Raw genomic sequence first — 22734 nt, 5'->3', positions numbered from 1 at the left:
TCGGGATCGGCCCGGCAAGCAGGCGGGGTAGGGTGCGCCTGCGAATGCGCGGGCAATATGGGAACAACCATGGCTGAATTCACGCTCTTCATCGGCAACAAATGCTTTTCCTCCTGGTCGCTCAGGCCATGGGTGGCGATGCGGCATCTGGAGATCCCGTTCGAGGAGAGTTTCGTGCGCCTGCGCACGCCCGAGACCTTTGCCAATCTCGCCAAAGTGTCGCCAACCGGTCTGGTGCCGGTCTTGAATCACAATGGCAGGATTGTCTGGGAAACCCTTGCCATCCTTGAATATCTTGCCGATCTCTTTCCGCAGAAAAAGCTCTGGCCGGACGACATCGGTGCCCGCGCGCTGGCACGCTCGGTGGCGACCGAGATGCATTCCGGTTTTCGCGAGGTCCGCTACGGTTGGCCGATGAACCTGCGTCGACCGAAGAGCCACAAGCCGCTCGACGCCGAGGGCGACACGCAACGGGCACGCATCGAGGCGATCTGGCGGCAATGCCGGGCTGAACATGGCGTGAGCGGCCCGTTCCTGTTCGGTCATTTCACCGCCGCGGATGCCATGTACGCGCCGATCGTCACCCGTTTCGACACCTATGGCGGCGAGCTGGCGCCGGATATCCGCGCCTATGTCGACGCCGTGCTTTCCACGCCTGCGATGCGGCACTGGTATACGGAGGCGGCTAAGGAGACGTGGCCGGAGCCAGGCCCTCACGAACAGGACTGACCACGACGGCGGCATGCCATATCTCTTCAAGAGAATTGACCGCAGCGCCGGTCCGGCATAATACGTAACCAAATGGATACGTATCATGCCGCAGGCTGATCCCGACCGCTCCGTTTTCCGCGCCATCGCCGATCCGACGCGTCGCGCCATCCTCGACCGTTTGCGGCAGGGGCCGGCGCCCGTCAACGAACTGGCCTCTGCCTTCTCGCAGAGCCGGCCGGCGATCTCCAAGCATCTGCGCATCCTGCGCGAGCTCAACGTCGTCTCCGAGCAGAAGCGCGGCCGCGAGCGGCTCTATAGGCTGGAGCCGGCGGAACTGAAGGACGTCGCCGATTGGATCATGCCTTATCGCGACTTCTGGCAGGCGAGCCTCGGCAACCTGAAATCCTAACTGGAGGACGAGTGATGGCGGGCAATGAGAGACCACGCGCAATAGCCGACGTTTCGGCGGGCACCATCCTGGCGACGGTGACGATCGCCGTGCCACCGGAGCGGGTGTTCCGCGCGATCACCGCCGCGGACCAGATCCCGCTCTGGTGGGGTGCCGACAACATGTACCGCACCACAAAGCACACTGCCGACGTTCGGCCGGGCGGCGCCTGGCGCTCCGAGGGCAAGGGCGCCGACGGCCGTGATTTCCACGTCCAGGGCGAATATCTCGAGGTCGAGCCGCCGCACCGCCTTGTGATGACCTGGAAGGCGCCATGGGACGGCGACAACGTGACGACCGTCACCTACACGCTGGAGGCGATCGGGACCGGGACCTGGCTCACCCTGCGCCACGAAGGTTTTGGCCCGCGTCACGACTCCTGCCGCGATCACGGCCAGGGCTGGGAGCGTGTGCTCGGCTGGCTCGGCGCTTTCCTCGCCGGCGAGGCCGGGGTCAAGGCGCCCGGCGTGTTCCATTGCCGGCTGATCCCGCCGCGCCCGGATTTCGCCTTCACCTTGACCGAGGAGGAGAGGGCGCTGATGGGTCGCCATGCTGAATACCTGCGCGATCAGCTTCGTCAGGGCACGATGCTGATCGCCGGTCCGGTCGCCGACCCGGCCGGGCCCTGGGGCCTCTGCATCCTGCGCGTCGGCGGCGAGGCCGAGGCACGAGCAGTGACTGACGCCGACCCGGTCGTGCTTTCGGGGCGCGGCTTCCGCTACGAGGTCCTGCCGATGATGAGCGTGATCATGTGAGGCGCCAGACAAAAAAGAACGCCCCTCGCACCTTTTATCGCGCGGGAGGCGTCCTTTGTGCCAGCCTTTTCCTGAAATTGCTTTCATGAATTGCTGACCGTACCAAAATGCGCGGATGCCAAGATGGTTCCCGCATTTTGCAATTTTTTTTGGGTCGCAATTCAACCCTGACGGTGCGCCAGCATGGACCGCCACGACGAAGAGGGCAATGCTTACGCCCTTTTTTGCGTTTGGGGACTGAATTGTGCGTCGCAGGCCGATTGGGATGTGCTAAAGCACCGTCGCGCCGGCCTATGGATGCGCCGGACCAGGAGAAGATTTTGTCCCTCACTTCGAAGACCCGGGGCGACCAGGCTGAATCGCTTTTCAGCCGGGCCAGGACCCAGTCGATGTCGCTCAGTCGCATCGTTTCCGAGCAGGATGCCGCCAGCCAGGCCCGCGAGGCCAAGACCGCGCGGCTGCGCGAGCTACGGCTGGAAAAGGAAGCCGAGCACAGGGTGGCCGCCGCCGCCCTTGCCGCTTTGCCGAAACGCACGGGCAAACGCTGATGGCCACCAAGCGCGTCCCGCCAACGCCGATCGCCGCCGATTCGACGATTGCCGATATGGTCGATGTCCTGGACAAGCCGGTCGAATATGTCCGGCGCGTGCTGGAAAAACTGGAACGCTGCAAGCGCGCCCATGGCGATGCCCAGGTGCGGGTCGGTGTGCGCAGCCGCGCCGAATGCCCCAACTATCTGATCGAATATGTGCGCGAGGACGGCAAAACCCATGAGCGCGTGACACATCCGGACGCCGCCTATAGCGGCAGCACGCATCGCGAACTGGCGCCGCATCACCTCGTGGAAGCCAGGAACTGGTCGCCGGAGGAAATGAACATCACGGCGGTTTCGGCGCTCATCGGCCGCCTGCGCAATCCGCGGGCGCCGTCATCGCGTTTTGCTGACGAGGACTGACATGGCCATAAAATTCTCCGCCAAGCACCAGCCGGCGTCACCCGCCGCCGCAAAGCCGGCCAAGCCGGCTGCCGCGCCGAAGGTCGACAAGCCGAGCGCATCCGATTTGTTCGACGCGCCGGCGCAAACACCGCCCCGCAAGACCAAAGGGAAGAAATAGCGGCCTTGCCGAGTGACGCGGATCGTGGAGACCTGAGCCGGCCCTCCGGCGCGGCCGCCGGTCTGGCCTGGCCGCTCGCCGTCGATGGCATGCTTTTCGATTGCCAGAGCTGCGGCGCCTGCTGTTCCTATTCGGCCGCATGGCCGCGCTTCTCCACCGAGGCGGATGAACAGCTGGACCGCATTCCCGAGAAATACGTGTCGGCCGACCTGTCCGGCATGCGTTGCGACGGCGTGCGCTGTGCGGCGCTGACCGGCGAGATCGGCAAGCACACGGCCTGCGGCATCTACGAACTCCGCCCCGACGTCTGCCGTGCCTGCGTGCCCGGCGGCGACGACTGCCTGATGGCTCGCCAGGCGCATGGGCTGCCGCTTGTTGGTCTCCCCCACAAGGCGGGAGATTGCTCTCCTACCCCGCTTGCCCCGCCTCAATCGGCTCGGTACCTTCCCGCCTGGCAGGGGCCGCGGAGGAACAAGCCTTGAGCATCGAATTCCTGTTGACGACGCTGATCGTCGTCGCCTCGCCGGGCACTGGCGTTCTCTACACGCTGAGCGCCGGCCTCTCGCGTGGCGCGCGCGCCTCGATCATCGCCGCCTTCGGCTGCACGCTGGGCATCATCCCGCATATGGCCGCCGCCATCACCGGCCTCGCCGCCGTGCTGCACACCAGCGCCGTCGCCTTCGAGACGCTGAAATATCTCGGCGTCGCCTATCTGCTTTACATGGCCTGGAACACACTGAAGGAGGGGGGCGGTCTCAGCGTCGACGAGAACCTCGCGCCGCGCTCGGCCGGCAAGGTGATCACGTCCGGCATCCTCATCAACATCCTCAACCCGAAGCTGTCGATCTTCTTCTTTGCCTTCCTGCCGCAATTCGTCAGCACCACCGAGCCGAACGCCTTGTCGATGATGCTGGAGCTCTCCGGCGTCTTCATGCTCGTCACCTTCATCGTCTTTGTCGGCTACGGCATCTTCGCCGCGTCGATCCGCAGCCATGTCGTGTCGCGGCCTAAGGTGCTGACCTGGATGCGCCGCGCCTTCGCCGGAGCCTTCGTCATGCTAGGCGCCAAGCTGGCGCTGACGGATCGCTAGTTCGCTGCCACGGCCGGTTCGCCTTCGGGTTCGGAAGCCTCATGGCTTCCGGAACCGGGCGTAGGCCGAACGCCAAGCCGCCAGGCCGAGGGCGGGACGCCGATCGCCTTCTTGAAGGCGCGGCTGAACGCTGCCTCGGATTCGTAGCCGATCTCCGCCGCGATGTTGGCGACGCTGCTGTTGCCGGCGCTGAGCAATTCCGAAGCGATCTGCATCCGCCATTTGGCGAGATAGTGCATCGGCGGCATGCCGACGAGCCTGGTGAAGCGTTCGGCGAGCACGGTGCGTGACAGCGCGGCTTCCCTCGCTAGCGCCCCACCGTCCAGTTATGCGCCGGTCGATCATGGATCAGCGCCAGCGCCTTGCCCAGGTGCGGATCGCGCAGGCCGGCCAGCCAGCCCGTGTGCTGCGGCGGCAGCGATTCCACATAGCGGCGCAGAACATCGACGAACATCAGCTCGCTGAGCTTGGTGAGGACGGTCTCGCTGCCGGCCCGCTTTTCCGCGACCTCCGACACGGCCAGCTTTATGAACTGGCCGAGCCAGCCGCCGTCGCCCTTCGGGTCCCCGGCTTTGATGACTGGCGGCAGCGCTTCGCCGGGCTGGGCCTCAGCGCGGCGGCTTTTCGCGCCAGGCCCTATTCCTTCACATAACCATGGTCTCGACGATGCGGGCGGGAGTCGATTCCGTGGCGAAGGTCACCGAGTGCAAAATCAAGCGAGCCTAACGAAAAAGGGCGGCATTTCTGCCGCCCTTCACTATTCGTGATGGGACAGGACTTCTTAGAAGTCCATGCCGCCACTCAAGCCCGCTTGCGGGCTTGAGCAACGTAAGGTGATGGGCGTGCTTTATGGACTTCTTAGAAGTCCATGCCGCCACTCAAGCCCGCTTGCGGGCTTGAGCAACGTAAGGTGATGGGCGTGCTTTATGGACTTTCTTAGAAGTCCATGCCACCCATGCCACCGCCCGGCATACCGCCCGGCATACCGCCGGCAGCTTCCTTCTTCGGAGCTTCGGCGATCATGGCTTCGGTGGTGACCAGCAGGCCAGCGACCGAGGCCGCGTCCTGCAGGGCGGTGCGCACGACCTTGACCGGGTCGACGATGCCCATGGCGATCATGTCGCCATACTCGCCGGTCTGGGCGTTGTAGCCGAAGGTGGCGCCCTTGTTGTCGAGGATCTTGCCGGCAACGATCGAGGCTTCAGCACCGGCGTTGGCCGCGATCTGGCGGGCCGGAGCCTGCAGCGCGCGACGCACGATGTTGATGCCGGCGGCCTGGTCGGAGTTGGCGCCGGTAGCCTTGAGATTGCCAGAAGCGCGCAGCAGGGCCACGCCGCCGCCGGCAACGATGCCTTCTTCCACGGCCGCACGGGTCGCGTTCAGGGCGTCATCAACGCGGTCCTTCTTTTCCTTGACCTCGACCTCGGTCGCGCCGCCGACGCGGATCACCGCGACGCCGCCTGCGAGCTTGGCCAGACGCTCCTGCAGCTTCTCCTTGTCGTAGTCCGAGGTGGTCTCCTCGATCTGCTGCTTGATCTGGGCGACGCGGCCCTGGATCTCTGCCTTCTTGCCGGCGCCGTCGACGATGGTGGTGTTCTCCTTGGAGATCGACACCTTCTTGGCGCGGCCGAGCATGTTGAGGCCGACATTCTCAAGCTTGATGCCGAGATCTTCCGAGATGACCTGGCCACCGGTGAGGATGGCGATGTCTTCCAGCATGGCCTTGCGGCGGTCACCGAAGCCCGGAGCCTTGACGGCGGCGATCTTCAGGCCACCGCGCAGCTTGTTGACGACCAGCGTGGCCAGCGCCTCGCCTTCGACGTCTTCCGAGATGATGAGCAGCGGCTTCGAGGTCTGCACGACAGCCTCGAGCACCGGCAGCATGGCCTGCAGGTTGGAGAGCTTCTTCTCGTGGAGGAGAATGTAGGCGTCTTCCAGATCGGCGACCATCTTGTCGGCGTTGGTGACGAAGTAGGGCGACAGGTAGCCGCGGTCGAACTGCATGCCTTCGACGACTTCCAGCTCGGTCTCGGCGGTCTTGGCTTCCTCGACGGTGATGACGCCTTCGTTGCCGACCTTCTGCATCGCTTCCGCGATCATGGCGCCGACCGACTCGTCGCCATTGGCCGAGATCGTGCCGACCTGAGCGACTTCCTCGGAGGTCTTGATCTTCTTGGCGGCCTTGCCGAGAGCGACGACGACTTCGGTCACGGCGAGGTCGATGCCGCGCTTCAGGTCCATCGGGTTCATGCCGGCGGCAACCGCCTTGTGGCCTTCCTGGACGATCGCCTGGGCGAGAACGGTCGCGGTCGTGGTGCCGTCGCCGGCGATGTCGTTGGTCTTCGAAGCGACTTCGCGGACCATCTGCGCGCCCATGTTCTCGAACTTGTCCTCAAGTTCGATCTCCTTGGCGACGGTGACGCCGTCCTTGGTGATGCGCGGGGCGCCGAACGACTTGTCGATGACGACGTTGCGGCCCTTGGGGCCCAGCGTCACCTTCACCGCGTCGGCGAGGATGTTGACGCCGCGCAGCATGCGCTCGCGGGCATCACGGGAGAATTTTACGTCTTTTGCAGCCATTGTAAGCTCCTGGCAGGGGTTCGGGGCGAACCCGCAGATTCAAGATTCAGTTGACGGTGAGGCCGATGTTCAGCCGATGATGCCCATGATGTCGGATTCCTTCATGATCAGAAGGTCTTCGCCATTGAGCTTGACTTCGGTGCCGGACCACTTGCCGAACAGGATGCGGTCGCCGGCCTTGACGTCGAGCGGCACGAGCTTGCCGGCTTCGTCGCGAGCGCCGGAGCCGACGGCGATGATCTCGCCCTCCTGCGGCTTCTCCTTCGCCGTATCCGGGATGATGATCCCGCCGGCGGTCTTGGATTCGGATTCGACCCGGCGAACGACCACGCGGTCATGAAGCGGGCGGAACTTGGACTTTGCCATAAGTGTCTTCCTCGATGAGAACGGTGAGAACTGTTCCTCCATCCGGCGAGGCCGGATATGAGTTAGCACTCACGCAAGGCGAGTGCTAACGTGGCGCTGAGATAGGCCGGAGGGTTTCGAGAGTCAAGGCGCGCGCAAGGAACGAACCGCGCGAAATTTTTCCCGGCCTGGATTCGCATCAGGAACGCGGTCTTTCGCTGATGGGATCGCGAAGGAATTTCATAGGTGCCCCTTAGCGCCTTGGCGAGCGCAGCGCCAGCAGCGGGCAACGTTCGGCGAGCCCGTAGGTGCCGGTCGGAACGACGCCGACATTGTCGAAGAACGCATGCGCCTCGCCAATCACCGCGTCAGCCGGGGCGAAGCTGTAGATAGCCGAAGAGTTGCGGTAGACGTCGATGGTGCCGATGACCGGCAGGTCCCATCCGGTGCGCGCCGAAAGCTCCACGCGATCGGGGAAAATCGCTTCAAATTGTTCGAAGATTCTCGTCACCGGTATGATGTAGTCGGGCACGCCGCTGATTGCGGTCATGGCCACGCGCCATTTGAGCTCGTGGAAGGTCGAGACGCCACCGCCCAGCGCCAGGGCGCGGACATCCTTCGGGTCGTCCGGGGTTTCGGGAGAGGCGTAAAGCCTTATGCCGGCGCGGCCGTCGGCCTTGAGCACGCTCGCGATCGCCGAAAAAAGCGCCCGTCTTGCTTCGGCGTCGCCGATCGCCGAGAGACATCCATCGCCGATCAGCGCGTCGATGCTCGCACCGGGAAACGGCAGGTCGAACCAGTCGCCTCGCACCGCCTTGCGCATATCGGTGTCGCCCGGCCAGATGCCGGCGATCATGTCGGCGGACTCGTCGACCGCAATCATTGTGGCGCCAAGTCCGGCGAGCTCCGGTGTCACGCCGAGCATGACGACGTGCGATTGCGCAAGCTCGAGCTCGCGTTCATAGGCCTCGACCACCTGAGCCGGCGGCCGCAACGGCGAGCCGAGCAACTGCCAGTGTTTGCGAATTGCATTCCAGTGCTCTGTCATGCAAACCCTGGGTTGGTTAGCGCATTGTATTCGATCGAGTAATCGAGGACGCTCGAGAAGCCAATGGGGCGCATGGCACGCATCGCGGTCATCACGCATGAGTTCGACCGGTTTCAGAGCCGGCGTGGGCTGCTGCTACGCCGCGACAGCCCGTATATGCTCTTCGACCTGCTGGAAGAGCTGAAGCGCCGTGGCCATTCGGTCCGGATCCTTGCCGGCACGGCGGCCAGGCCGGAAGCCGACATCGCGGTACTGCATGTCGACGCGACCGTGACGCCGGCCGAATATGTCGAATACGCGCGCGCCTTTCCCTTCTGCCTCAACATCGGCGCCACCGACATCTCCAAGCGTCGCGTCAGCGGTGCCGTGATCGGCAGGGGCGACGGTTGGCAGGGGCCCGTCATCGTGAAGAGCAGCCTGAACAACCTGGGGACGCGCGAGCGCTCGCTGAACCGGCGGTCGCGACGCGCCGGCAAGCCGGAGCCGTTTCCCCGCCTCGAAGCCTTGGACAGCTATCGTGTCCATGGCTCGCTTGCCGATGTTCCGACGACGGTGTTCGACCGCGAGGATCTGGTGGTGGAAAAATTCGTTCCCGAACCGGAGCCGGACGGCTTTGGAGCCCGCTTCTGGCTGTTTTGCGGCGAACGCGAACGCTGCACCCGCCACGTCTCGCCGCAAAGTCTCGTCAAGGGCGACGATACGATCCGCCGCGAACCTGTTCCGGTTCCCGACGAGCTTCGCGCGCTAAGGCGCCAACTTGGCTTCGACTACGGGAAATTCGATTTTGTCATGCATGAGGGCAGGGCAGTGCTGCTCGATGCCAACAAGACCCCCGGGCGAGCCAGGCGCCTTTCGAGCTTCGTCGCCGCCGGCAATGCCAATCTCGCCGACGGCTTCGAAGGGCTGATCCGCCAGGTTACCTAGATATTCATCCCGCCCGATACCTCGATGCGCTGGGCGTTGACCCAGCGATTGTCCTGCGACAGCAGCGAGGCGATCATCGGGCCGATGTCGTCGGCCACGCCGGCGCGGCCGAGCGCGGTGACGCCGGCCACCATGCGGTTGATCTCGGCATTGTCGCGCACATGACCGCCGTTGAAGTCGGTGGCGATCGCGCCCGGCGCCACGGTGTTGGCGGCGATGCCGCGCTGGCCGAGTTCCTTGGCGAGATAGCGCGTGAACACCTCGATGCCGCCCTTCATCATCGCATAGGCCGACGAGCCGGGAGCGGCGAAGCGGGCCAGCCCGCTGGAGATGTTGATGATGCGGCCGCCATCGTTGATCAGCGGCAGCAGCGCCTGGGTGAGGAAGAACACGCCCTTGAGATGGGTGTTCATCAGCGTGTCGAATTCCTCCTCAGTCGTCTCGGCGATCATCTTGCGCAGGCCGGTGCCGGCATTGTTGACGAGATAGTCGAAGCGATCGCGCTGCCAGGTTTCCTCAAGCGTATTCTTCAATGCCGCGGCGAAGGCAGGGAAGGTGGCGACGGCTCCCGCATCGAGTTGGAGCGCCGCGGCGCGGCCGCCGGCGGCCTCGATTTCGGCGACAGCCGCCTCAGCTTCGTCGGCGCGCGAGCGATAGGTGACGATGACGTCGACACCCTTGCGGGCGAGGTGGAGCGCGGTGTTGCGGCCGAGGCCGCGGCTGCCGCCGGTGATCAGGGCGATGGGGCGAGTGGTCATGGCGAGAACTCCTTCTGTTTTGGATGGAGATGCATATACTCGCCTTGCTGGACGATATAATCGGGCACGGATTGCCAACACTATTCATCCTGTGCGAACAATCACCGATGGACAGGTTCGACAGCATGCGGCTCTTCACCCGCGTTGTGGAAAGGCGCAGCTTCACCGCTGCCGCCGCCGATCTCGGCCTGCCGCGCTCCAGCGCCACCGCCGCGATCAAGCAGCTGGAGGAGCGGCTCGGCGTGCAACTGCTCAGGCGCACCACCCGCCACGTCACGACCACTCTCGATGGTGACGCCTATTACCAGCGCTGCATCGGCATCCTCGCCGACATCGAGGACGCCGAGGGCGGCTTCGGCGCGCATGAGGTGCGTGGACGGCTCAGCATCGACATCAACGGCAACCTGGCTCGTACCGTCGTCATCCCGGAACTGCCGGCGCTGCTCGCCCGCTATCCTGGGCTCAGCTTGCATATCGGCGAGGGCGACCGCCTCGTCGATCTCGTGCGCGAGGGCGTCGACTGCGTGGTGCGCGCCGGCACGCTGCCGGACAGCGACATGATCGCGCGCCGAATCGGCACGGCGCGCGAGGCGACGCTCGCCAGCTCCGACTATGTCGAGCGCCACGGCCTGCCGCGTGACCTGGACGAGCTGGCCGGCCATGTGATGATCGGCTTCGTCTCGTCGCGCACCGGGCAGGTGATGCCGCTGGAACTCACCGTCGACGGCAAGGTGCACGAGATCGTCCTGCCGTCGCGGGTTACGGTTTCCAACTCCGACACGGCCGCCACGCTGGTGCTCCAGGGTTTCGGCCTCTACCAGGCGCCGCGCCGCCGTTTTGCCGCTGACATCGAGGCCGGTCGGCTAGTCGAGGTGCTTCCGGACAATCCGCCCACGCCGACGCCGATCTCGGTCCTTTATCCGCGCAGCCGCCAGCTGTCGCCAAGGGTGCGGGTTTTCGTCGACTGGCTGGTGGAGATTCTGGGGCCGAAGCTGGACGCCTGATCGCTCAAAGAAACAACCGCAACTGCGTGTGAATGATCGACCGGTAGTCATCGATCGTCCGCCGGCTCTCGGCCTCGTCCTGCGTCAGCGCCAGCCGCACCACGCCGCCGGCAAGCTGGAAGATGAGAAAGACCACGCGTCCGAACGCCTCGCGCCGCTCCGGCTCAAGCATCGGACCGACATGGTCGCAGAACATTTTCGCCTGCTGCCTGGTCTCGGCGATGTCGAGGTTCTGCAGTGCCTTATCAGCCTGGATCGCGTTCTGCAGGTCCTGGATGGCCGGATCCGCCGCCACGCGGTTGTAGTAGTCGTCGAGCAGTCGATCCGCGGCCGACGTCACATCGTCCACCCCGCGGATCCCGGCGATGATGGCGCCGAAGCGCGCGCGACTCTCCTCCGCGAAGCGCTCGTAGAGCATCGCCAGGATCGCCGATTTGTTGGGGAAATAGTGATAGACGGTGGCGATCGGTCCGCCGGCCAGCGCACCCACTTCCTTCATCGTGACGGCATCGATGCCTTTCTCGCCAATCAGTCGCATGGTCGTCGAAAGGATCGCGTCGATGCGCTCGCGGCTGCGCTCCTGCTTTGGCCTGCGCCTGGGCTCCGTCGCCAATCGCCTTGCTTCGCTCATTGCGCCCGATCTCTCGCGAGAGGTCCAAAATTCCGGTTGACAAGAAACATGATTAACTATCAGTTTCCAGAAATGCTGACAGATTGTCAGTTTTTTGGCGATGCGGCAAGGACGTTGAGGAGGCGCCTTTGGTTACACAAGCCGGCGAGACGGACGGCGGCGACTGGCTGGTCGGCAATCCGAGCGGCCTGCAGCTCGCTTCGGCGCTGTGGATCGGCTCGGTCGGCCTGCTGATCCTCGGGCTTCAGCCGGTGCTGCTCGGCGCGCTCTACACCGAAGGCCATGTCACCGGCGACGAGTTGGCGCTGGTCGCCACCGCCGAGATGATCGCCATCGCCATCGGCTCGGGCGTCGTGGCCATGGCCCTGTCCGCCCGCAACATGCGCTGGAAGAGCGCCATCCTGCTGCTCCTGCTGGCGGCGGCCAACTGGTGGACGGCCCATGCCGCCGGCGCCAACGCGCTGATCGGCGCGCGCAGCCTGGCCGGGCTTGCCGAGGGCGGGCTGGTCGCCATCGCCACCGAGCTGATTGCGCGCTCGCGCCGGGCCGAGCGCATCGGCGGCTATTTCGTCACCGTGCAGACCTTGGCGCAATGCGCGCTGGCGCTGACCTTGGCGCTCTATGTCGTCCCGGTCGCCGGCGCGTCCGGCGGCTTCCTCGCCCTCGGCGTGGTCTGCCTCGCCTCGCTGGCGGTCGCCTGGATCGTGCCGGACGACTATGCCGACCTGCCGAAGGAAGAGCATTTCGCCAATGTGCTGACGCCCGGATCGATCGCCGCGCTGCTCTCGATCTTCTGCTACTTCATGTTCTTCGGCGCGATCTGGGCCTTCCTCGAGCCGCTCGGGGCGCAGTTCGGCATCGATGGCCGCACCGTCGGCCTGATGGTGTCGGCAAGCCTCGCCGCGCAGGTGGTTGGCGCCATGACCGCGACCGCCATCGAGGCGCGCATCGACTATCGCCTGGCGATCACCGCCGTCGGCGCCGTCGCCCTTGTCTGCTCGCTGATTTTCGCCAGCGGACCTGGCCCGACGATATTCTGGGTCGCCGCCTTGGTGATGGGCTTCATCCTGCTGTTCATCGTTCCCTACCAGATCCGCCTGGCGATCACCGCCGACGAGACCCGCACCGCGGTGCTTCTGGTGCCGGCGGCCCAGCTCTTCGGCCTGGCGATCGGGCCGATTGCCGCCTCGCTGCTGATCGACAAGGATTTCCGGCCGGTGCCGGAATTCGCCGCCGCCAGCGCCGCCGCCAGCGTCGCGCTGCTCGGCCTGTTCATCCTCGTGACGCGGCATCGCCGCGCCATTGCCTGAGCGGAGAAGCGCGATGCAGAAAGCCTGGAGCAACTGGTCGGGCCTGGTGCAGGCCGCACCCAAGCTTATCGCCACTCCGTCAGATGCCGGCGAGCTTGCCGATCTGGTGCGCTCGGCGCCCGGTCCGCTCCGCGTCGCCGGCGCTGGCCATTCCTTCACGCCACTGGTGCGGTCGGATGGCACCATCGTCTCGCTGGAGAAGATCGAGGGGCTGGTCTCGCATGACACCGCGGCCAATCGGGCGCGGCTGCGGGCTGGCACTCGGCTTGGGCCTCTGATGCACATCCTGCAGGGCATCGGCCAGGCCCTGCCCAACATGGGCGACATCGACAAGCAGGCGATCGGCGGCGCGCTGGGCACCGCCACGCATGGCTCGGGCCCGAAGCTCGGCGCCTATCACACGCAGTTGGAGACGGTGCAACTCGTCGACGGGACAGGGAAACTGCGCGAATACAGCCGGGCAGGGGACCAGGACATGATCCACGCCACCGGCGTCGCGCTCGGCGCCTTCGGCATCCTCACCGAAGTGACGATGAAGAATATCGCGGCCTACCGCCTGCGCCGCCGCAAATGGGTGCTGCCGATCGGCGACATGCTGCGCGATTTCGAGACGATGTTGGCCGCGCACCGTTCGGCCGAATTCTACTACATCCCGTTTTCCGGCTATGCGCAGTTCATCGCCAGCGACCTGAGCGATGCGCAGCCGACGCAACGGCCGACCGAGGACGACGAGAAGGGTTTGGCGACACTGCGCAAGCTGCGCACCGTGCTGCGCTGGCTGCCGTCGCTGCGCCGCGCGCTGATCAAGGGCGCGGTCAAGAAGGTGCCGGCCGAGGATTATGTGCAGGACTGGCTCAACGTCTATGTCAGCGACCGGCGCACCAAATTCAACGAGATGGAGTACCACCTGCCTTTCGAGGAGGGGCCGAAGGCGCTGGCCGAGATCATCGCGCTGACCGAGAAGCACTTTCCGGAAGTCTACTTCCCGATGGAGGTGCGTTCGGTGGCGCCGGACGAATTCTGGCTTTCGCCCTTCCACAAAAGGCTCACCTGCTCGATCGCCATCCACCACGATGCGGCCAACGGTCCCGAGCCCTTCATGCGGGCGGCCGAGCCGATCTTCCGCAAGTATGGCGGCAGGCCGCATTGGGGCAAGATGCACAGCCTGAAGGCCGCGGATTTCAAGAAACTCTATCCGCGCTGGGATGACGCCATGGCGGTGCGGCGCGATATCGATCCCGAAAACCGCTTCGTGTCGCCCTACATGGCCAGCCTGTTCGGCATCGACACATGAGCGCCTATTTCGCCGATCTCTCCGAGGCGCTGAGGCAAGCCGGCATCTTCCAGCCCGCGCTCGTGCTCGACCGCGACCGGCTCGACCGCAACATCGCGCTGGTGAAGGACAGACTGGCGCCGGGCCTCGCCGTGCGGCTGGTCGACAAGTCGCTCGCCTCCATGCCGCTGCTCCAGCATATTGCCGGCGCGCTCGGCTCCAGCCGTTTCATGACTTTCCATCCGCCGATTACGCAGGCCGTGCTCGACGCCTTTCCCGAGGCGGATCTGCTTTACGGCAAGCCGATGCCGGTCGGCGCGGCGAGAGCCGCGCTCACCAAGGGCGGCGCCGGCTGGTCGCGCGTCTGCTGGCTGATCGACACCGACCAGCGGCTGGCCGAGTATGGCGCGCTGGCGGCCGAACTTGGCACCGAACTGCGCTTTGCCTTCGAGGTCGATGTCGGGCTGCATCGCGGCGGCTTCGCCAGCCCCGAAGACATAAAGGCGCTGACCATCCCGAACGGCCTGCGCTGCGAAGGTATCATGGCCTACGAGGCGCATGCGCCGGAGATTCCCGGCCTGTTCGGCGGCCAGGCCGGCGCGCTGGGGAAAGCCCAGGCGCTGGCCGAGGAATTCGCCGACAGCCTCGGCGAGGACCAGCGCCGCATCCTGAACATAGGCGGCTCGAAGACGGCGTTGCTGCACCATGGCGGGGTCGCCAACGAAGTCTCGATCGGCTCCGCTTTCGTGCTGCCCAGCGATTTCGACGTCCCCGGCCTGGATGGCCTCCAGCCTGCAGCCTTCATCGCGACGCCGATCCTGAAGGTGGTGGAGCCGGTGCTGCCGGGGCCGGCCTCGGTGTCCCGCATGCTCACGGCGCTTGGCCTGTTCCCGCGCAAGGGCTGCTATCTCTACGGCGGCAAGTGGATGGCCGGGCCGGTGTTCCCGGAGGGAATGAAGGTAAACAGCCTGATGGGCCTGTCCTCCAACCAGCAGTTCATGGCCCTGCCGGCCGGAGCCGACGTAAAGCCCGGCGACTGCGCCTTCCTGCGTCCGACGCAGAGCGAGGCCGTGCTGCAGCATTTCGGCTCGATCGCGGTGTTTTCGGCCGGACATATTGTCGAGCGCTGGCCGGCGTTGCCGATGGGGTGAGGTGCGAAGCGCTCGCCATTGGCGCAGGCCTCCGCGACATCGTCATCCTAGGGTCTGCGCTGCGTCGCTCCGCTCCTTGCTTCGCCGTAGGATGACGAACGCGTATCACGCCTCGACCTGCAAGCATTTACTTGACTCAGTCAACTAAATGCCCGATCTTCTCCCTGACAGGAGAAGCGCCATGACCATCCACGATCACCCCGGCAAGGAACGCACCGACGCGGTGCGCGCCTTCAACCGCTTCTACACCCGACAGATCGGCCTGCTTGACGAAGGCCTGCTGAAGAGCCCGTTCTCGCTGACCGAGGCGCGGGTGCTTTATGAACTCGCCCATCACGATGGCCTCGTCGCCAGCGACCTTGTTCGCGACCTCGGCCTCGACGCCGGCTATGTCAGCCGTCTCCTGAAGAAATTCGAGGAACGCGGTCTCGCCGAGCGCGCCGCTACCGAAGCCGACGCCCGGCGCTCATCGATCGCGCTGACACAGGTGGGGAGGGATGCTTTCGCGCCGCTCAACAAAGACTCGCATGCGCAGGTCCAGGCCTTGCTCGACAAGCTCCCGCCGGCCGAGCAGGACAGGCTGGTCAAGGCGATGGGCACCGTGCAGCGTCTGCTCGGCGATCTGCCGGAACCCAGGGTTCCGTATGTATTGCGGCCCTTGCAGGTCGGCGACATCGGCTGGGTCACGCGGCGCCAGGGCCTCATCTATGCGCAGGACTATGGCTGGGACGAAACCTATGAGGCGCTGGTCGCCGAGATCCTGGCTGAGTTCGTCAGGAAGTTCGACCCGAAATGGGAGCGTGCCTGGATCGCCGAGCGGGAAGGAGAGGTCGTCGGCTCGGTCTTCCTCGTGCGCAAGTCGGACGCTGTGGCGAAACTGCGCCTGCTCTATGTCGAGCCGTCCGCGCGCGGCCTCGGTATCGGCAAGCGGCTGGTCGATGAATGCATCGGCTTTGCCCGCGCCAAAGGCTACAGGACGCTGACGCTGTGGACCAACGACATCCTCGTCTCGGCCCGCCGCATCTATCAGGCGGCGGGCTTCGAACTGGCGGAAGAAGAGCGCCACCATTCCTTCGGCAAGGATCTGGTCGGCCAGACCTGGAATTTGGCGCTCTAGCCCTTCACCGGTATCCAGATTTCCAGCCCGCCATTGCCGCTGCGCGGATCAAATTCGGGCCCGTAGCGCTCGAATTCCGGGGCATCGGCGACCTCGTGCCCGGAGGCCGGCAACCATTTGTTCCAGATCGTGTTGACCGTGCGGCGGATGGTCGAGATGTGCTCGCGATGGGCAAAGACGGCGTATTTCTGCGCCGGCACGCGCACGCGAAAGAACTCCTTAGGCAGCTCCGAAAAGTCAGCGACCTCGACGCCGGCGACATAGTCGAAATTGCCGGCGTCGTCGCCGTTGACGCAGACGCCGTAGGCGACGTCGCCGGTCTCGCCGGGGATGTTGCCGATATAGGGTCCGAAACGCTGCCACAGCATCGGAATGCCGGCGCTTGTCTCGCAGCTATAGCGTACGCCGAGCCCGGCGATGAGGAAGGGGCGGCTGGTCTCGAAGCGCGGCGGTTCGAGATTGCTGAGAAACGACTGGTCCATCAGGATCGGCTCCACGAGGTCTAGGGTGTTGGTCGAGCCTTGCGCGCGCACCAGTTCCGGCGTGGTGCCGAACTGGTCGCGGAAGGCGCGGGTGAAAGCCTCATGCGAGCCGTAGCCAGCTTCGAGCGCGACCGAAAGAATATCGGGCGCGCCGCCGGCAAGCTTGCGCGCCGCCTCGCTCAGGCGGCGCGCGCGCATGTAGCCCATCACCGAGCGCCCGGTGGCGGCGCCGAACGCGCGCGTCACATGGAAACGCGACACGCCGCTGCTTTGCGCGACATCGTCAAGCGAAATCGCGTCCGGCAGATGGCTTTCGACAAACCACAGCGCTTTCTCGGTCGGGTGCATGGTTCCTCGCATTTGGCCGGCCGACGATAATGCCCGCGCGGACAGTCAGTTTGATCCAAATTGCGCACTGCGCAATAATGCGTCGGTCATGCCCCGTCGATGTGGGAATCGAAGCGGCATGATCCAGTGTCCGGGGAAGGGGCGTCCCGATGACCACGGCGGCTGCCGATCAGGTATACCGGTTTGGCGGGTTCACGCTCGACCTCGCCATGGGCACGTTGCGCGGCGTCAACGAGCCGCTGTTCCTGCGCCCGAAGGCCTACGCCCTGCTTTCGCATCTTGCCCGAAACATGGGCCGTGTCGTGCCGAAAGCGGAGTTGATGGACGTTGTCTGGCCGGGCGTCTACGTCACCGAGGACTCGCTCACGCAGTCGGTGCGCGAAATCCGCAAGGTGCTTGGCGAGGAAATGGTGCGCACCGTCTCCAAGCGCGGCTACATGCTTGCCGGGGAGGCGGAACCCCCGCCCGAGATGAGCTCCCAGCCGATCGTGGCGGTCGTTCGCTTTCGCAACGAGAGCGGCAATCCGGCCGACGAAGCGATGGTCGACGGCTTTGCCGAGGATCTGATCAACGGCGTGGCCCGCTTCGGTACAGTCACCGTGCTGGCGCGCAATTCGAGCTTTTCCTTCTCCTCCTTCGGCCGTGGCGAGTGGCCGCAGATCCGTGCCCGCATCGGCGCCGACTACCTGGTCGAAGGGTCGCTGCGCCGGCAAGGCGAGCATGTCGTGGTGGCCGTCAGCCTGGTCGACATCGCGACCGCCAGCCAGCTCTGGGGCGACCGCTACCAGTCGCAGGGCGCTGGTCTGTTCGCGACCGGAGGCGAGATCGTCGAGCAGATCGTCAGCCGGCTGGTCACGCGGGTCACCAATGCCGGGCTGGAACAGGCCTCACGCAAGCCGGTGACCAGCCTCGCCGCCTATGAGCTTCTGCTGCGCGGTTTTGCGCTGCTGCGCGATCCGGCCCAGACCGACCAGCGCGGCGCCGAGGCATTGTTCGAGGCGGCCATCGCCAAGGATCCGAATTATGGGCTGGCCTACACCTATCTCGCCCTGGCGCGCTCGCTGGACGGGGAGTTCGGCCGCGCCAGCGACGCGGTGCTGCAGAACGCGCGTGACCTTGCCGACAAGGGCCTGGCCTTGTCGCCGGACCAGCCGACCGGCCACCGCGTGCAATCGCTGATCCGCCTCTACATGCGCGACCACGAGGCGGCCGAGCACCACATGCGCATCGCGCTGCAGCTCAATCCCTGCGATGCCGACAGCATCGAGCAGATGGGCATGCTGCTGACCATGCGCGGCCGGCCGCTGGAGGCGCTGACCTGGCTGGCGCGCGGCATCCGCATCGATCCCTTGCACCCGCACTGGTACCAGTTCGACCGTGCGCTGGCGCTCTACATGATGGGGGAATACCGGCAGGCGGCGGAAGCGCTGGAGCTGGCCACGCGTCCGGCGCCCTGGATCCGGACGCGGCTGGCGGCCTGCTATGCCCAGATGGGCGACATGGAAAGGGCGCGGCGGCAGATCGCCCTCATCGAGGAGGGCGATGCTTTTGCGCCGCTCGACTACGCGTTGCGCGGCGTGCCCTTCGAGAACCGGGCCGATGCCGAGCATCTCGCCGAAGGCGTGCGACTTGCCCTCGGCGAGGTTTAGCCTGAGGCCGATCGTCAATCGACGACGACCACGATGTAGCGGCCCTGATAGGCCCGGTAGTAGGTGCCGCCGCAACGCCAGACGTCGAAGCCGTTGACCTTGGTGCGGACGCAGCCGGCCGGCAAGGTCGCGACCCAGGCAGTGGTGTGCCTCAGCACCCGCCATGTCGTATTGCGGCGGGCGACACCGGCGGCGCTGCGCGGCGTCCAGGGATGGCCGACGCGGGCCTCGGCCGTGCCGACCAGCGACAGCGCCGGCACCGTGCCGCCGATGATCTCGACGGCGGCCATGCCGATGGCGAGCAGGGCCGCGGCCGAACGAATTTTCGTCATGGATTTCAAACGCATTTTCTCTCTCCTTAAGGCTCGATCGAAGTTCAACGGGGGGACGCGGCAAGCCGGGCGGTGCCCGCCAGAGCCGCGAGGTGAGCAACCACGAACAGAAAGTGCGCCGCGGTTGTGACGTAGCCGACGACGAGCACGTCGGCGGCGATGAAGAACTGCCAGAACAACAGGTTTGCCGTTCCGAGCAGCATGTGGACGGCAGCCAGGAAGGCATGCCAGGTCCGCGAATAGGCGATGCGCGAGAGCGTGGCCCCGATGATCAGGGCCAGTCCGTGCGCCTCGATGAAGCCGATGCCGGTGCCGGGTGCGTCGGCGAGCAGTATGGCTTCGGCGCCGCGCCCGAAGAAGGAGCCGGCAATGTCGGTGGCGAGCCCGCCGGCCGATGCGACGATCAGGAAGCAGGCGTTGACGCGGATGAGCAGGTTTCCAAAGAACGGGGTCATGGTCGTTTTCCTTCGGTTTCGTGTTTGGCTGCCACGGCGGCATTCCGCCGTGGCTTGTCGGAACGCGTCGCCGCCTCAGGCGGCGATGGCTTGCGGCTCGGCAATAGCCATGGCGGGCTCGGTGGCGGCTGTCGCTCCGGTCGGCGCCTTGATGCCGAACCAGGTGACGTAGAGCGTCGGCAGGAAGACCAGCGTCAGCACCGTCGCCACCATCAGGCCGCCCATCACCGCATAGGCCATCGGCCCCCAGAATACGGTCGGCGCGATCGGGATCATGCCGAGGATGGCGGCCGCCGCCGTCAGCAGGATCGGCCGCAGCCGGTGCGTCGTGGCGCTGATCACTGCCGCCCAGGGCTCTTCGCCTGCGGCTATATGCTGGTCGATCTGCGCGATCAGGATCACCGAGTTGCGGATCACCATGCCGATCAGCGACATCACCCCGAGGATGGCGACGAAGCCCATCGGTGCGCCGGAGATGAGCAGCGCGCCGGCGACGCCGATCAGCGCCAGCGGTGCGGTGAGCAGCACCAGCACCAGGCGCTGGAAGCTCATCAGCTGGATCATCAGCACGGTCGCCATGATGAACAGCATCAGCGGGAAGACCACGAAGATGCTGGCCTGCGCCTTGGCGCTGTCTTCCGTGACGCCGCCCTGCTCGACGCTATAGCGGGCCGGCAGCTCCGCCTTGAAGGCGTCGATCGCCGTGCCGAGCTTGCGCGCCACCGAGACGGCATCGCTGCCCGGCGCGACGTCGGCCTGGACGGTCACCGTCGGCAGGCGGCCGCGGCGCCAGATCAGCGGCGGTTCGGTCTGGTAGGAGAGCGTCGCCACCTGCTCGAGCGGCACGCGGCGTCCGCCCGACGCGCTGATCGTCAGGCCGCGCAGCGTGTCGATACTGGCGCGTTCCTGTTCCACGGCGCGGGCGATGATGTCGACGAGGTAGGTGTCGTCGCGCATCTGCGTGATCTTCGAGCCCGACAGGACCGCGTTGATCGTCTCGGAAAGCTGCTGCGAGGAGATGCCAAGTGCGCGCGCCCGGTCCTGGTCGACCTCGACCTTGATGACCTTTGCCGGCTCGTTCCAGTCGTAGTTGATGTTGCGCACCGCGGCATCGCTCCCCAGCACCTGCGCGAACTGCTGCGCGAGGCTGCGTGTCTTGTCCGGGTCCGGACCGCTGACGCGGAATTTTAGCGGCCAGCCGACCGGCGGGCCGAGCTCGAGCGGCGTGACGCGAGCCATGACGTCGTCGAAGCCGGTCGACAGCTTCTTCTCCAGCCGGTCGATGACGGCCTGGCGCACGGCGTGACCCTTGGTCACCACCACCGCCTGGGCGAAGAAGTCATTGGCGAGCTGCGCGTCGAGCGGCAGGTAGAAGCGGACCGCGCCCTGGCCGACATAGAAGCTCCAATGGTCGATGTCCGGATCGGCGGCGAGCAGCTTTTCCACGCGCTCCACCACCGCGCCGGTCGCCTTGATCGAGGCGGTGCGCGGCAGGGTGAGGTCGACCATGACCTCCGGCCGGTCGGACTTCGGGAAGAACTCCTGGCCGACGAAGCCCATGGCAACGACCGACAGCGCGAACAGCCCGGCGGTCGCCGACAGCACCAGCCATTTCGCCCGCATCGCCATCTCGAGCAGTGCCTGGAAGACGCGGGCGATGCGCGAAGGCTGATGGCTGCCGTGGCCCTTGATGCGATCGGGCAAAAGGAACACGCCAGTGAGCGGCGTGAACAGCACCGCCACGATCCAGGAGACGACCAGCGCGATGCCGACGACCGCGAACAGCGAGAAGCAGTATTCGCCGGCGCCGCTCTTGGCGAAGCCGACCGGCACGAAGCCGGCGATCGTCACCAGCGTGCCGGTGAGCATCGGGAAGGCGGTGGACGTATAGGCATAGGTGGCGGCCGAGATCTTGTCGTGGCCTTCCTCCATGCGCGAGATCATCATCTCGACGGCGATCATGGCGTCGTCGACCAGCAAGCCGAGCGCGATGATCAGCGCGCCGAGCGAGATGCGCTGCAGCGAGATGCCGAAATACTCCATGGTGACGAAGGTGATCGCCAGCACCAGCGGGATGGCGACGGCGACCACGATGCCGGGGCGCCAGCCGAGCGCCAGCAGCGAGACGGCAAGCACGATAGCGATCGCTTCGCCGAGGCTTTTGGTGAACTCGCCGACGGATTCTTCCACCACATGCGACTGGTCGGCGACCAGGCCGAGCTCGGCGCCGAGCGGCAGCTCGGCCTCCATCTCGTGCATCTTCTCCTTGACGTTTTCGCCGAGCGCCAGTGCGTCGCCGCCAGCAGTCATCGAGATCGCGATGCCGACCGCCGGCCTGCCGTTGAAGCGGAACAGCGGCTGCGGCGGATCGGAATAGGCGCGCTTGACCTCGGCGACGTCGCCCAGCCGGAAATAGTGGCCGTTGGCGTAGAAATTGATCGCCTTCAGGCTCTCCTCGGAGGTGAAGCTGCCCGAGACGCGGATGGCGATGCGCTCGGGACCGGCATCGACCGTGCCGCTCGGCGTCAGCTCGTTTTGCGCCTGCAGCGCCTGCGACAGCGTGCCGACGTCGAGGCCGAGCGCCGCCACCTTCCGCGTCGAGAATTCGAGGTAGATCTTCTCGTCCTGCTGGCCGACCAGGTCGACCTTGGCGACATCCTTCACGGTGAGCAGTCCGGCGCGCAGGCTGCTGGCCAAGTCCTTCAGCTCGCGATGGCTGAGACTGTCGGAGGTGAGCGCGTAGATCAGCGAATAGGTGTCGCCGAACTCGTCATTGTAAAACGGGCCCTGGACGCCGGACGGCAGCGTCGGCTTGATGTCGTCGAGCTTCTTGCGCACCTGGTACCAGAGCGGCTGCACCTGGTCGCCCGCGACCGTGTCCTTGAGGTTGACGAACACGACGGATTCGCCGGGCTTGGTGTAGCTCTTTACGTAGTCGAGATCGGGCAGTTCCTCGAGCTTCTTCTCGATGCGGTCGGTGATCTGCTCGACCGTGTCGCTGGTCGTGGCGCCGGGCCACATCGTCTTCACCACCATGGTCTTGATGGTGAAGGGCGGGTCCTCCTCGCGGCCGAGGCCTTGATAGGCGTAGAGGCCGGCAAGTGCTGCAGCGATCATCAGGTAGATGACGAAGCTCCGGTGGCGCAGCGCCCATTCGGAAAGGTTGAAGCTGGTCATGATGCAACTCCGTTGAATGGCGCGCGCCATC

25 protein-coding genes and 1 pseudogene are annotated in these 22734 nt (G+C 65.5%); 15 read left to right on the top strand and 11 right to left on the bottom strand.

Going from position 1 to position 22734, the window contains the following annotated elements; all coding sequences use genetic code 11:
- Positions 1 to 69: 69 nt before the first annotated feature.
- The 8 genes and pseudogenes from EJ073_RS07460 to EJ073_RS07430 all read left to right on the top strand — a co-directional run bounded on the left by EJ073_RS07460 (position 70) and on the right by EJ073_RS07430 (position 4119).
- Entirely contained in the window at positions 70 to 729 is a 660-nt protein-coding gene (locus EJ073_RS07460) for a glutathione S-transferase family protein (protein ID WP_126055151.1), read from the top strand.
- Between the two features lie 85 nt (positions 730 to 814).
- Positions 815 to 1120, top strand: coding sequence for a metalloregulator ArsR/SmtB family transcription factor (locus EJ073_RS07455; protein ID WP_126055150.1), 306 nt, complete (start codon positions 815 to 817; stop codon positions 1118 to 1120).
- Positions 1121 to 1134: 14 nt separating this feature from the next.
- Positions 1135 to 1914 carry an SRPBCC domain-containing protein gene (locus EJ073_RS07450; protein WP_126055149.1) on the top strand — a complete coding sequence of 260 codons (780 nt, stop codon included), beginning with the start codon at positions 1135 to 1137 and terminating at the stop codon, positions 1912 to 1914.
- A 293-nt stretch (positions 1915 to 2207) separates the two neighbouring features.
- A complete protein-coding gene (locus EJ073_RS07445; RefSeq protein ID WP_126055148.1) occupies positions 2208 to 2462 on the top strand; it encodes a hypothetical protein in 255 nt (84 codons plus the stop codon).
- Entirely contained in the window at positions 2462 to 2869 is a 408-nt protein-coding gene (locus tag EJ073_RS07440; RefSeq protein ID WP_126055147.1) for a hypothetical protein, read from the top strand. Before EJ073_RS07445 ends, EJ073_RS07440 begins: the two co-directional genes overlap by 1 nt.
- Position 2870: 1 nt before the next feature.
- On the top strand, positions 2871 to 3029 hold the full coding sequence (locus tag EJ073_RS31425) for a hypothetical protein (RefSeq protein WP_189347697.1): 159 nt from the start codon (positions 2871 to 2873) through the stop codon (positions 3027 to 3029).
- Between the two features lie 89 nt (positions 3030 to 3118).
- A pseudogene (locus tag EJ073_RS07435) lies at positions 3119 to 3400 on the top strand (YkgJ family cysteine cluster protein); the annotation flags it as partial.
- A 107-nt stretch (positions 3401 to 3507) separates the two neighbouring features.
- Complete coding sequence (locus tag EJ073_RS07430) at positions 3508 to 4119, top strand: LysE family translocator (RefSeq protein WP_126055146.1); 612 nt, start codon at positions 3508 to 3510, stop codon at positions 4117 to 4119.
- Here the strand turns inward: EJ073_RS07430 and EJ073_RS31830 are convergent.
- The 5 genes from EJ073_RS31830 to EJ073_RS07405 form a co-directional block, all read right to left on the bottom strand.
- The gene (locus EJ073_RS31830; protein WP_210211275.1) at positions 4116 to 4400 is read right to left on the bottom strand and encodes a helix-turn-helix transcriptional regulator; all 285 of its coding nucleotides are present in this window, start codon (positions 4398 to 4400) and stop codon (positions 4116 to 4118) included. The genes EJ073_RS07430 and EJ073_RS31830 overlap by 4 nt on opposite strands.
- A 26-nt stretch (positions 4401 to 4426) precedes the next feature.
- On the bottom strand, positions 4427 to 4696 hold the full coding sequence (locus EJ073_RS31825; RefSeq protein ID WP_245455700.1) for a cupin domain-containing protein: 270 nt from the start codon (positions 4694 to 4696) through the stop codon (positions 4427 to 4429).
- Between the two features lie 359 nt (positions 4697 to 5055).
- Positions 5056 to 6699, bottom strand: a complete 1644-nt coding sequence (groL, locus tag EJ073_RS07415) for a chaperonin GroEL (RefSeq protein ID WP_126055145.1) — start codon at positions 6697 to 6699, stop codon at positions 5056 to 5058.
- 69 nt (positions 6700 to 6768) lie between these two features.
- Positions 6769 to 7065, bottom strand: a complete 297-nt coding sequence (groES, locus tag EJ073_RS07410) for a co-chaperone GroES (RefSeq protein WP_006203049.1) — start codon at positions 7063 to 7065, stop codon at positions 6769 to 6771.
- A 232-nt stretch (positions 7066 to 7297) separates the two neighbouring features.
- Complete coding sequence (locus EJ073_RS07405; RefSeq protein WP_126055144.1) at positions 7298 to 8092, bottom strand: class I SAM-dependent methyltransferase; 795 nt, start codon at positions 8090 to 8092, stop codon at positions 7298 to 7300.
- A 72-nt stretch (positions 8093 to 8164) separates the two neighbouring features.
- On the opposite strand from EJ073_RS07405, the gene EJ073_RS07400 reads away from it, so the two are divergent.
- Entirely contained in the window at positions 8165 to 9016 is an 852-nt protein-coding gene (locus EJ073_RS07400; RefSeq protein ID WP_126055143.1) for a hypothetical protein, read from the top strand.
- Here EJ073_RS07400 and EJ073_RS07395 read toward each other — a convergent pair.
- The gene (locus EJ073_RS07395) at positions 9013 to 9774 is read right to left on the bottom strand and encodes an SDR family oxidoreductase (protein ID WP_126055142.1); all 762 of its coding nucleotides are present in this window, start codon (positions 9772 to 9774) and stop codon (positions 9013 to 9015) included. The two genes, EJ073_RS07400 and EJ073_RS07395, sit on opposite strands and share 4 nt — an antisense overlap.
- A 107-nt stretch (positions 9775 to 9881) precedes the next feature.
- Here EJ073_RS07395 and EJ073_RS07390 point away from each other — a divergent pair, with 107 nt between their 5' ends.
- Complete coding sequence (locus EJ073_RS07390) at positions 9882 to 10778, top strand: LysR family transcriptional regulator (protein WP_126055141.1); 897 nt, start codon at positions 9882 to 9884, stop codon at positions 10776 to 10778.
- Positions 10779 to 10782: 4 nt separating this feature from the next.
- On the opposite strand, the gene EJ073_RS07385 is transcribed toward EJ073_RS07390, so the two are convergent.
- Positions 10783 to 11409, bottom strand: a complete 627-nt coding sequence (locus tag EJ073_RS07385) for a TetR/AcrR family transcriptional regulator (protein ID WP_189347653.1) — start codon at positions 11407 to 11409, stop codon at positions 10783 to 10785.
- A gap of 128 nt (positions 11410 to 11537) precedes the next feature.
- Here EJ073_RS07385 and EJ073_RS07380 point away from each other — a divergent pair, with 128 nt between their 5' ends.
- The 4 genes from EJ073_RS07380 to EJ073_RS07365 all read left to right on the top strand — a co-directional run bounded on the left by EJ073_RS07380 (position 11538) and on the right by EJ073_RS07365 (position 16260).
- Entirely contained in the window at positions 11538 to 12719 is a 1182-nt protein-coding gene (locus EJ073_RS07380; protein ID WP_126055140.1) for an MFS transporter, read from the top strand.
- Between the two features lie 13 nt (positions 12720 to 12732).
- Positions 12733 to 14013 carry a D-arabinono-1,4-lactone oxidase gene (locus EJ073_RS07375; protein WP_126055139.1) on the top strand — a complete coding sequence of 427 codons (1281 nt, stop codon included), beginning with the start codon at positions 12733 to 12735 and terminating at the stop codon, positions 14011 to 14013.
- Positions 14010 to 15143, top strand: a complete 1134-nt coding sequence (locus EJ073_RS07370; protein ID WP_126055138.1) for an alanine racemase — start codon at positions 14010 to 14012, stop codon at positions 15141 to 15143. Before EJ073_RS07375 ends, EJ073_RS07370 begins: the two co-directional genes overlap by 4 nt.
- A gap of 181 nt (positions 15144 to 15324) precedes the next feature.
- On the top strand, positions 15325 to 16260 hold the full coding sequence (locus EJ073_RS07365; protein ID WP_126055137.1) for a bifunctional helix-turn-helix transcriptional regulator/GNAT family N-acetyltransferase: 936 nt from the start codon (positions 15325 to 15327) through the stop codon (positions 16258 to 16260).
- Here the strand turns inward: EJ073_RS07365 and EJ073_RS07360 are convergent.
- The gene (locus EJ073_RS07360) at positions 16257 to 17090 is read right to left on the bottom strand and encodes an AraC family transcriptional regulator (RefSeq protein ID WP_126055136.1); all 834 of its coding nucleotides are present in this window, start codon (positions 17088 to 17090) and stop codon (positions 16257 to 16259) included. The genes EJ073_RS07365 and EJ073_RS07360 overlap by 4 nt on opposite strands.
- Positions 17091 to 17239: 149 nt before the next feature.
- Here EJ073_RS07360 and EJ073_RS07355 point away from each other — a divergent pair, with 149 nt between their 5' ends.
- On the top strand, positions 17240 to 18739 hold the full coding sequence (locus EJ073_RS07355; protein ID WP_126055135.1) for a winged helix-turn-helix domain-containing protein: 1500 nt from the start codon (positions 17240 to 17242) through the stop codon (positions 18737 to 18739).
- A 14-nt stretch (positions 18740 to 18753) separates the two neighbouring features.
- On the opposite strand, the gene EJ073_RS07350 is transcribed toward EJ073_RS07355, so the two are convergent.
- The 3 genes from EJ073_RS07350 to EJ073_RS07340 all read right to left on the bottom strand — a co-directional run bounded on the left by EJ073_RS07350 (position 18754) and on the right by EJ073_RS07340 (position 22703).
- Positions 18754 to 19086, bottom strand: a complete 333-nt coding sequence (locus tag EJ073_RS07350; protein ID WP_126055134.1) for a hypothetical protein — start codon at positions 19084 to 19086, stop codon at positions 18754 to 18756.
- A gap of 29 nt (positions 19087 to 19115) precedes the next feature.
- The gene (locus EJ073_RS07345) at positions 19116 to 19526 is read right to left on the bottom strand and encodes a hypothetical protein (protein WP_126055133.1); all 411 of its coding nucleotides are present in this window, start codon (positions 19524 to 19526) and stop codon (positions 19116 to 19118) included.
- A 75-nt stretch (positions 19527 to 19601) separates the two neighbouring features.
- Entirely contained in the window at positions 19602 to 22703 is a 3102-nt protein-coding gene (locus EJ073_RS07340) for an efflux RND transporter permease subunit (protein ID WP_281033053.1), read from the bottom strand.
- Between the last annotated feature and the right edge of the window lie 31 nt (positions 22704 to 22734).

Source organism: Mesorhizobium sp. M4B.F.Ca.ET.058.02.1.1, assembly GCF_003952505.1.
Lineage (GTDB): Bacteria > Pseudomonadota > Alphaproteobacteria > Rhizobiales > Rhizobiaceae > Mesorhizobium.
The sequence above is the reverse complement of the archived record's forward strand: the minus strand, read 5'-3'. Positions and strand labels throughout refer to the sequence as shown.

Coding starts and splice junctions, on each gene's coding strand:
- EJ073_RS07460 (WP_126055151.1), top strand. CDS start 70: ATGGCTGAATTCACGCTCTTCATCGGCAACAAATGCTTTTCCTCCTGG.
- EJ073_RS07455 (WP_126055150.1), top strand. CDS start 815: ATGCCGCAGGCTGATCCCGACCGCTCCGTTTTCCGCGCCATCGCCGAT.
- EJ073_RS07450 (WP_126055149.1), top strand. CDS start 1,135: ATGGCGGGCAATGAGAGACCACGCGCAATAGCCGACGTTTCGGCGGGC.
- EJ073_RS07445 (WP_126055148.1), top strand. CDS start 2,208: ATGGATGCGCCGGACCAGGAGAAGATTTTGTCCCTCACTTCGAAGACC.
- EJ073_RS07440 (WP_126055147.1), top strand. CDS start 2,462: ATGGCCACCAAGCGCGTCCCGCCAACGCCGATCGCCGCCGATTCGACG.
- EJ073_RS31425 (WP_189347697.1), top strand. CDS start 2,871: ATGGCCATAAAATTCTCCGCCAAGCACCAGCCGGCGTCACCCGCCGCC.
- groL (WP_126055145.1), bottom strand. CDS start 6,699: ATGGCTGCAAAAGACGTAAAATTCTCCCGTGATGCCCGCGAGCGCATG.
- groES (WP_006203049.1), bottom strand. CDS start 7,065: ATGGCAAAGTCCAAGTTCCGCCCGCTTCATGACCGCGTGGTCGTTCGC.
- EJ073_RS07405 (WP_126055144.1), bottom strand. CDS start 8,092: ATGACAGAGCACTGGAATGCAATTCGCAAACACTGGCAGTTGCTCGGC.
- EJ073_RS07400 (WP_126055143.1), top strand. CDS start 8,165: ATGGCACGCATCGCGGTCATCACGCATGAGTTCGACCGGTTTCAGAGC.
- EJ073_RS07395 (WP_126055142.1), bottom strand. CDS start 9,774: ATGACCACTCGCCCCATCGCCCTGATCACCGGCGGCAGCCGCGGCCTC.
- EJ073_RS07390 (WP_126055141.1), top strand. CDS start 9,882: ATGGACAGGTTCGACAGCATGCGGCTCTTCACCCGCGTTGTGGAAAGG.
- EJ073_RS07385 (WP_189347653.1), bottom strand. CDS start 11,409: ATGAGCGAAGCAAGGCGATTGGCGACGGAGCCCAGGCGCAGGCCAAAG.
- EJ073_RS07375 (WP_126055139.1), top strand. CDS start 12,733: ATGCAGAAAGCCTGGAGCAACTGGTCGGGCCTGGTGCAGGCCGCACCC.
- EJ073_RS07370 (WP_126055138.1), top strand. CDS start 14,010: ATGAGCGCCTATTTCGCCGATCTCTCCGAGGCGCTGAGGCAAGCCGGC.
- EJ073_RS07365 (WP_126055137.1), top strand. CDS start 15,325: ATGACCATCCACGATCACCCCGGCAAGGAACGCACCGACGCGGTGCGC.
- EJ073_RS07360 (WP_126055136.1), bottom strand. CDS start 17,090: ATGCACCCGACCGAGAAAGCGCTGTGGTTTGTCGAAAGCCATCTGCCG.
- EJ073_RS07355 (WP_126055135.1), top strand. CDS start 17,240: ATGACCACGGCGGCTGCCGATCAGGTATACCGGTTTGGCGGGTTCACG.
- EJ073_RS07350 (WP_126055134.1), bottom strand. CDS start 19,086: ATGCGTTTGAAATCCATGACGAAAATTCGTTCGGCCGCGGCCCTGCTC.
- EJ073_RS07345 (WP_126055133.1), bottom strand. CDS start 19,526: ATGACCCCGTTCTTTGGAAACCTGCTCATCCGCGTCAACGCCTGCTTC.
- EJ073_RS07340 (WP_281033053.1), bottom strand. CDS start 22,703: ATGACCAGCTTCAACCTTTCCGAATGGGCGCTGCGCCACCGGAGCTTC.